The organism is Embleya sp. NPDC005971, from assembly GCF_040629175.1.
In the GTDB taxonomy this organism is placed as follows: domain Bacteria; phylum Actinomycetota; class Actinomycetes; order Streptomycetales; family Streptomycetaceae; genus Embleya.
On record NZ_JBEXUX010000136.1, the window covers coordinates 1 to 7,823 of the forward strand.

Below are 7,823 nucleotides of genomic sequence, written 5' to 3' on the forward strand. Positions count from 1 at the left end.
TGAACTGCTGTGTATATCTCTTTGGCACGTGCTTTCTCTTTCCGGTTTCCTACAACCCTACGCGGGTCGCTGTCCGGAAGATCAAGGGCACCTCACAGCGGCGGGTGTGGTCGGGCCGGGTGTCGCGAGGCCCGGGCACGGGACGGCGGCGTCCCGGGGTACGACGGCGGGTGGGCATGGATCGGGCGGTGAGGTGGGCTTGGCCGGGCCGCGCGGCGCAGCGGCGGGGGTGGCAGGTGGGGTCGCGGCGGGTGGTGTGGGGGCCGACGTCGGCGGTGGGGCGGCGGGGCTGGTGGCGGTGTGGGAGGTCGTCGTTCCCGGTCCCGGGGCGGTGTATCGCGGGGTGGCGATCGGGCGGTGGGTCGAGCGTCAGGTCGCGGGGTGGGAGCGGTTGAACGCGGCGCAGCGGGAGGCGCTGCTCGCAGTGGGCGTTGCGGCGCCTGTCGCCGAGCCGGTGGCGGTGCGGCCGGCGGTCGAGGGGCCGAGGGCGGGGCGCAGCAGGGACGAGGCGTTCGCGGTCGGGTTGGCCGCCGCCGGGGCGTTCTTTACGCGGGAGGGGCACCTGGAGGTCCCGCGCGGGCACGTCGAGGCCGTCGACGTGCCCGGGGGTGGCGGGGTCGAGGAGGTGCGGTTGGGGGTGTGGGTCATCAACACCCGGGCGCGGCGCGGGAAGTTGACGGGTGAGCGGATCGCCGCGTTGGACGCGATCGGGATGCGGTGGACGTGAGGTCGGGTGTGAGATCCGGGTGGAGATTTCGAACCGCCGTCTATGAGCGCGGAGCGGCGGTCTTGCCGCCCCGCACCCTGCGGTTGTCTCAACGTCGGGGAAGGGCGAGCAGGTTGTTGGTCCACGCTCCGTCGGAGTGCGTGCGGAGGTACTTCTCGCCTTGGCGCGGGGTCACGACTGCAACATCGGCTCGGTGGCCTTTGCCGTCGTCGGTGTACGCCTTGCCGTTCTGGTCCTCGATCCACGAGACAATTTGCGCGCGTGTGTTGTCGCCGGTTTTTCCGTCGGCCGGGTTCTTCCACCACAAGTGGATGATGTGCTCGTGGGTGGTACCGCTCGAAAGTCGGATGGCGGTGATCTGGATGGCCATGGGTGCTCTTTTCTGTCGGTCTGGGGCGCAGTCCGGATCAGGGCCGGGCATCCGCGTACTGCTCCCTGGAGCGGGCGCTTCGGATCGTGCTCGTGTCCGCCGGTTGTTGTGGGGTCTCGATATCGGCGGCAGGGTCCCTTGGAAGGGCGTCTACGGTCCTGCGTGAAACCGGTAGGTGACCGCGTTTGGCTGGGCGTTGGCTGCCCAAGGCTTGGGGGATGCAGGTGGCGGGGATGACCGACCATCGATCCAACCATAGAGTTTCATATACCGATTAGGTTCATTGAACTCTGGCCTTGATCGCCAAGATAGCATGCACCCGACTGGTGCATGAAATATCCTCGAGGTGGTAGTTGAAGGTCTTCTTCCAAGACGCCGATCTCGCTATGGCGTGCAACGACGACACGGCACGACGCAAGCGCTTCGGTCCGGACCTGTCCTCAACGATCCGGCGGCGGCTGGGAGAGATCGTCGCCGTCGCGCACCTGGGCGAACTCCACCGGATCCCCGCCGCCCGACCCCGTCGCCATCCCGGCCGGGACGACGGATGTCTGCTGGTCGCCTTGGGGTCGACAGCCGATCTCGTCGTCCTACCCCGCGGCGATCCCCCGTCATCGCCCGACGGCCACTCTCACGACGAATCCACCATCAGATCCCTCGTCGTCGTCTCCATCAACCTCGCCTGAGTCCAGCCGCCACCAGCGCCCGCAGAGAGGCCCTTCGATGACCCTCGGCGCCGACGTGTACGAGTACGCGCCCCAGACCGCCCATCCACCCGGCGAGACCCTCAAGGAAGCTCTCGAGGAACGCGGCATCACCCAGGTCGACCTCGCCCGCAGAACCGGCCTGTCGACCAAGCACATCAACCAGATCGTCCAGGGATCCGCCGCCCTCAGCCCCGAGACCGCCCTCCTCCTCGAACGCGTCACCGGCCTGCCCGCGACCGTCTGGAACGCTCTCGAAGCCGCGTGGCGCACACAACTGGCCCGTGAGGAGGAACGCGAGAGACTTAAGGATCAGGTCGACTGGCTGGGCAATTTCCCGCTCGCCGAACTCGTCAGCCGCAACGTGCTGCCGAGCACCGCCAGAACCGTCGACAACCTCCGACACCTTCTGGCGTTCTTCGGCGTGGCCAGTCCGCAGGTGGCCGAGAACCTGTGGGGCGGCTACCGCGCGGCCTTTCGACGATCGACCGCCGCGCCACCGAACGAGTACGCCACGTCCACCTGGCTGCGTCTGGCCGTCCTCGAAGCACGTGAGATCGACTGCCGTCCCTACCGGCGCGAGACCCTCCAGGACCTCCTGCCGGCCCTGCGTGCCCTCACCACCCGTGAGCCGCAGGCCTGGATCGAGGAACTACCGGGATTGTGCGCTCGGGCCGGCGTAGCCCTCGTGTTCTCCCCCGCCCTGAAGAACACCCGGCTGTCGGGTGCCACCCGCTGGCTCACCCCCGACAAGGCCATGGTCGCCCTCACCTGCCGCTACAAGACCGACGACCAGTTCTGGTTCACGTTCTTCCACGAACTCGGCCACGTCCTGCTCCACGGCAAACGCCTCACCTTCCTCGACGACGACGGATCCGACTCCGCCGACACGGACCCCTCCGAGGTCGAGGCCAACGCCTTCGCCGCCGCCACACTCATTCCCGCCGAGCACATGCCCGCATACGAGGCCCTCCGCCGAAACCCCAAGCCGCTCACCAACATCAAACGCTTCGCAGCCCGTGCTGGCATCGCCCCCGGCATCGTCGTCGGCCGCCTCCAACACGAAAACGCACTGCTCTTCCGCGAGGGCAACGCAATGAAACGCCGCTTCAGTCTGGACTGACGGCACATCGCTCGTCCCTCGCGGCGCAGGACGGGCTCGTCACAGCGCGACCGCGTCGCCGGCGACGGGCCGGCTCGCGTCACAAGGGAATCGGTTCCCGGCCGATGTTCATCGAATCGGTCGGGCACCGATCGGCCGTACCGCACGAGATCGCAAACGTCCGCCGCCCATCCGTCGAGCCCGTGTCCTGCTCGCCGGTCCCGTTGCACGGTTCGTCGACGCGGTGGGGAGGCCGGGCGGACCCCGGGGTCGAGCACAAGCGTGACGGGTGAGGGGACGGTGCCGCGGGGCGCTACGGGATGCGGGCGTCGCCGTGCCGCTGGTCGAGGTGGTCGGGGAACTCGGATACCTCGTGTGGGGTGCGTTGTTTTTTCAGGATCCGGTTGGTGAGTTCGACGGTGGCGAGGTACCACCAGAAGATCCAGTCGAGGAAGGCGTCGTCGTAGTCGGCGCGTTGGTCGGCGCGGCCGTGGCGCAGGTCGTATCGGTTGGCGATTTCGAAGAGGGATCCGTCGTCGGGTTTCCCGGCCTCGGTCTTGATGAGGTCGCGGCGTTGTTCGAGGATGCGGGCGAGGGCGACGATGGCCGAGCGTTTGTGGTCGCGGGTGGCTCCGCGTGCGCGGAACAGGGCGATGGCGTGCTCGGTGCCCGTGCGTGTTCGCGGGTCGGGTGTGTTCAGGGCCTGGTGGACGAGGTCGCCGCGGGCGTCGTCGGTGAGGGCGACCAGTCGGCCGAGGTCCTCGCCCTCGTCGGCGAGTCGGTAGTCGATGCCGGCGTCGTGGAGGAGGTTGTTGATCCTCCATCGGTACAGGGCACGGCCGGGGGCGGCGTCGAACTCCTTGTAGTGCCGGCCGCAGCCGGAGTAGGAGTGCATGTCGCGGTTGCGGGGGCGCGACACCAGATCGTGGAAGACCTCGATCAGGCCGAAGAAGACGTCGTCGTCCCACGCGTCGGGGTCCAGGGGCCACAGGTTCGCGTATCCGAGGCGGCGGCCGGGATCCGGGAGCGGTCCGGGAGCGGATCGGGGTCGTCGACGCAGCCTTGGCCGAAGGCCTCGACCAGGTAGCCGTTGGTGTCGAGTTCTTCGACGAGGCGGGCGAACTCGCGGCGTTCGCCGCCCTCGTGGCGTGCGTGGTCGGACGGGGCACCGTGGCGTTGGGGCCAGTACGGGCGCGGTCGGCGGACGTGGCGCAGTTCGGCTGCACGATCGATCAACTCGCGCACAGGCTCTCGACCAGTTCCTTGCACGAGCCGATCGCGGCGGCGGGATCGCGGTCGATCCCGTCCCGGATCCGGCCCAGGTGCTCGTGCAGGACCCGGGGGTCGGTCAACAGGGGCCGCGCGTCGAGGTTGAGTTCGGGCAGGCCGCCGTGAAACGAGGTACGACGGCGAGCCTTGTGGATCGGCCGACCGCTGATCGCGCCGTCCGGAACGAGTTCCCAACCGTCGGGGGCGAGCGCGTCGTTGAACATCCTCGCAAGCCGTCGGGCTTCCTCGGGGTCGGCTCGGACGACGGGGTGGAGGATTTCGGCGAGGAACCGAAGGAACACGTCGTCAGACCCGCGAGCGAGTCCGAAGCGAGGGTCGCCGAAGACCCAGTCGTCGTCCCAGTCCTCCGGATTGTTGTACCGGTGCTGGTAGATGTCCCCGCTCGCGGTGGCGTAGCGGGAGTCGTGGCTCTGCATCGCCTCGAGGTCGTACAGGCGGCCGAGGAAGTCGACCTCGTCCAGCCGGCCGGCCCAGTCGATCTTCTCCAGGTGGATCGCGTCGACGATGTGCCGCCGGGTGACCTCGGTGATGTGGTTGCGCGTCGACACCCCGGCCCCCAAACAGCCTGTGATCCCACGGATTTCGAGAAGTATCGCAGGCGCGAACCCCGGGGATCTCCTGATTTCCCGCACTCCGCGGATCGGGATCGGCAACGACCACCGGGCCATTCCCGCGACGCCGCTCGGCATGCGATGCGGATGCCGACCGGCGTGGATGGCCGGGCCCGCGCCGGGGGTTCGACGCGTGTGCCACGACCGGGCCCCACGCCGGGCGCGGCCGGCGGACGCCTTCGTCGGGGTGCGCGTATTCGCTTCGGCGACCGACCGGCCGCGGAGACAACGCTCGAACGACCACAACAACAATGGCACAACACCGAGAAAAGGCACCGGCACAACACCGAGAACCGCGCTCCATCGCGTCGCCTCAACGAAATCGCAGCATGCTTCCCAGATCATGCCGCACCACAGGTCAACACCCCTGCATACACGACCCCCAAAACCCCCACCGTGTCATCGAAACAGCTCACAAGCTCACACCACTCCCCCACACGAATTCTCACAGTTTGCTGCACCACAGCTCAAAGACCCCACCAACCAAGGAGCTACAGCAACCCCATTGAGACGACACACCCGTGGTGGACAGACTCGACAGGAAGCCGAGGGGCACCAAAGGACACGGGGTCAGGAACGACACAAACGACCCCCGAGCACGGCTCCGACGCACGAACACACAGCCCACCGATCACCGCATCACATCCGTCCACGGGTTTTCCCAACGGAACCGACCACCCGTCCCAGATTCTGCAAAGCCACAGGCCACAGATCAGACAAGGTCGAGCAAGACAGCAAAACCCAAGCCACGCAGTCAAGATCCAAAGTCCCAGATTCTGCGAACCCGATGGTCAACACATGATCAATCGACAAGACCTTTCAAAGCAGCCGGAACGGAGCAGGCGAGGACGCCTTGGGCGGAGAGACCGACGCCGCCGAGTCCGGCGACCCGGCCGTCGGCGACCCGGCCACGCCCGAAGGCGTGGCCGCCCGGGGCGCTCCGGCGGACGTGCCCGCCGCCGTCGAGGTGGCGGTAGCGGATCCCTCCGGCGCCGACGAACTGCCGCCCGACCCCGATCCCGAACAACCGACCAGGACGGCAACCCCCAATGCCACCAGCGTCGTTGCCCGCCGCGCGGGCCGCATCGCGCCCCCTCGGCTGTGTGTTTGTTCGGGCCGACGGTACGCGCGACTGTGTTGCCGCGCGGCACGCTTGGAGCAAGCCTGACCCCGGCCTGGGCAACGTTTGGTCCCGCGAATCGGAACCTGGCTCCGACGACAACGACACGACGCGAAGAACCTGACACCGGCGCAGCGCGGCGTCGTCGGCTGCGGCGGTGGTGAGGGCGGACCGGTGGACCCTCACCCTCACCGTGGCCGCCGCGTGCCGGGAACGCGAGGGACACCTGACCGTGCCGCGCACACACGTCGAAACCCTCGAACCCGACGGCGAGACGCATCAGGTCAAACTCGGGATCGCCCTCGCCGACGCACGACAACGACGAGCGACCTACCCACCCGAACGACTCGACGCGCTCTCCGCGCTCGGCATGCGGAATCCCGCACGTGAGGTCTGCGGTGGATGGGCTCTCGACCGCTGGTGTGGAGTCGCCCGACTGCCGGCGTGGGACGGACTCGTTCGAGGGGCATCGAGCGGTCGTCGAGTTGAAGTCCTGGCAGACGGGGCACACGGGCGACGGTGGCGACGGGACTGCGGCGGCCCGTCAGGAGTCGGTGGTCGGTCGAGGGTCTCGCCACCGTCCGGCCCGCCGCGTGTTCGGCTCAGGCGTCTTGGAGTTTTCCGCGTCTGGGGCGTTTCGTGGTGGTCCGTCGCGGAGCGAGTTGGCCGACACGCTGGTGGGAGACTCCCAGGACCCTGCCCGCGTCGCGTTGACTCATTCCGGTGTCCAGCAGCGTCGCGACGGCGTCGGCCAGGGCTCGGCTCGCCGTCCTGTCGGCTTCCTCGGCTGCCCGTCGTGCCTGATCCAGGGTGTTCAGGGCCTCGGTGGTGCCCGCGACGGACAGTTCGACGCGCACCTCGTTCGGGCTCACGTCCAACGCGGTTGCGACGGCGTCCCGGGCCATGTCGGCGACTTCGGCGAGGGGGCGTCCTTGGGTGTACACGCCGCCGGCGGCGTCCTCGATACTGACGGCCCACCACGCGCCGGACCGTTCGGCGGTGGCCTGGTAGACGGTGGGGGTCATGCGTTCCTCGCCTTCTTCAGGGTCTTTTGAGCGGTGATCTCGTTGATCTCGCGGTGACGGGCGACACGTTCGGCAATCGAGGGGTACGCGCCGGTACGCCGGCCCCGCCGCGAGCAGGACAAGGAACCGGCGCAGCGAGCGCAGGGCGCGGTCACCGCCGTCGATCACGGCCCGGGAACCGCCGAGGGTGATCGCACGCGACCGGGCGACGGGCGGGGGCGTGACCTATCGTGGGTACGAGATCGAATCGGGGTCGCGGGCGGGAAGCGTCGTGGGACATTCCGGGATCGACTTCGAGGCGGTGTTCCAGGCTCTGCCGGGCGCGGTCGCACTGCTCACCACCGAATTGACGTATCTCGCCGTGAACGAGGCGTACCTGCGCGTTGTGGGCCGCACCCGCGAGCAGGTGGTGGGGCGTTACCTGTTCGACGTCTTCCCCGACAACCCCAAGGATCCCGACGCGACGGGTGCGCGCAACCTGGCGGCGTCCCTGCGCCGGGTGGTCTCCACCGGGGAGCGCGACACCATGGCGCTGCAGCGCTACGACGTCGAGTGCTCCGACCGGCCCGGCGAGTGGGAGGAGCGCTACTGGAGCCCGGTCAGCAGCCCGGTGTTCGGCCCGGACGGCCGCGTGGCGTTGATCGTGCTCAAGGTGGAGGAGATCACCGAACTCATCCGCGCCCGCGGCCGGCGGGGTCGCGGAGGTTGGGCGCAGGTGCTGGAAGCCGAGTTGTACACGCGCTCGCGTGAACTCCAGGAGGCCAACGAGCGGCTGCGGTGGGCACACGCCCGTGACCGCGAGGTCGCCCTCGCCCTGCAAGCCGCGATGTTGCCCGCGCCCGCGGAGCTGACCCGCCACCGCGCCGCGGTCCGC

8 protein-coding genes and 1 pseudogene are annotated in these 7,823 nt (G+C 68.7%); 5 read left to right on the plus strand and 4 right to left on the minus strand.

The window, feature by feature from the left end; translation table 11 throughout:
• The first annotated feature begins 256 nt into the window (after positions 1-256).
• Entirely contained in the window at positions 257-727 is a 471-nt protein-coding gene (locus ABZ374_RS47515; RefSeq protein ID WP_360324796.1) for a helicase associated domain-containing protein, read from the plus strand.
• A gap of 88 nt (positions 728-815) precedes the next feature.
• Here the strand turns inward: ABZ374_RS47515 and ABZ374_RS47520 are convergent, their stop codons facing one another.
• Positions 816-1,097 (minus strand): DUF3892 domain-containing protein, encoded by a 282-nt coding sequence (locus ABZ374_RS47520; protein ID WP_360324799.1) that lies wholly within the window; start codon positions 1,095-1,097, stop codon positions 816-818.
• Between the two features lie 353 nt (positions 1,098-1,450).
• On the opposite strand from ABZ374_RS47520, the gene ABZ374_RS47525 reads away from it, so the two are divergent.
• Positions 1,451-1,783 (plus strand): hypothetical protein, encoded by a 333-nt coding sequence (locus tag ABZ374_RS47525; RefSeq protein WP_360324802.1) that lies wholly within the window; start codon positions 1,451-1,453, stop codon positions 1,781-1,783.
• Positions 1,784-1,820: 37 nt separating this feature from the next.
• Positions 1,821-2,924 (plus strand): ImmA/IrrE family metallo-endopeptidase, encoded by a 1,104-nt coding sequence (locus ABZ374_RS47530; RefSeq protein WP_360324805.1) that lies wholly within the window; start codon positions 1,821-1,823, stop codon positions 2,922-2,924.
• A 292-nt stretch (positions 2,925-3,216) separates the two neighbouring features.
• Here the strand turns inward: ABZ374_RS47530 and ABZ374_RS47535 are convergent.
• Positions 3,217-4,142: pseudogene (locus tag ABZ374_RS47535) on the minus strand (hypothetical protein); the annotation flags it as partial.
• On the minus strand, positions 4,136-5,149 hold the full coding sequence (locus tag ABZ374_RS47540; RefSeq protein WP_360324808.1) for a hypothetical protein: 1,014 nt from the start codon (positions 5,147-5,149) through the stop codon (positions 4,136-4,138). The pseudogene ABZ374_RS47535 and the gene ABZ374_RS47540, both read right to left, overlap by 7 nt.
• A 508-nt stretch (positions 5,150-5,657) precedes the next feature.
• Here ABZ374_RS47540 and ABZ374_RS47545 point away from each other — a divergent pair.
• Positions 5,658-5,972 (plus strand): hypothetical protein, encoded by a 315-nt coding sequence (locus ABZ374_RS47545; protein ID WP_360324811.1) that lies wholly within the window; start codon positions 5,658-5,660, stop codon positions 5,970-5,972.
• 554 nt (positions 5,973-6,526) lie between these two features.
• On the opposite strand, the gene ABZ374_RS47550 is transcribed toward ABZ374_RS47545, so the two are convergent.
• Positions 6,527-6,949, minus strand: coding sequence for a type II toxin-antitoxin system HicB family antitoxin (locus ABZ374_RS47550; protein ID WP_360324814.1), 423 nt, complete (start codon positions 6,947-6,949; stop codon positions 6,527-6,529).
• 271 nt (positions 6,950-7,220) lie between these two features.
• On the opposite strand from ABZ374_RS47550, the gene ABZ374_RS47555 reads away from it, so the two are divergent.
• A partial coding sequence (locus tag ABZ374_RS47555) for a PAS domain-containing protein (protein WP_360324817.1) occupies positions 7,221-7,823 on the plus strand: 603 nt, incomplete at its 3' end.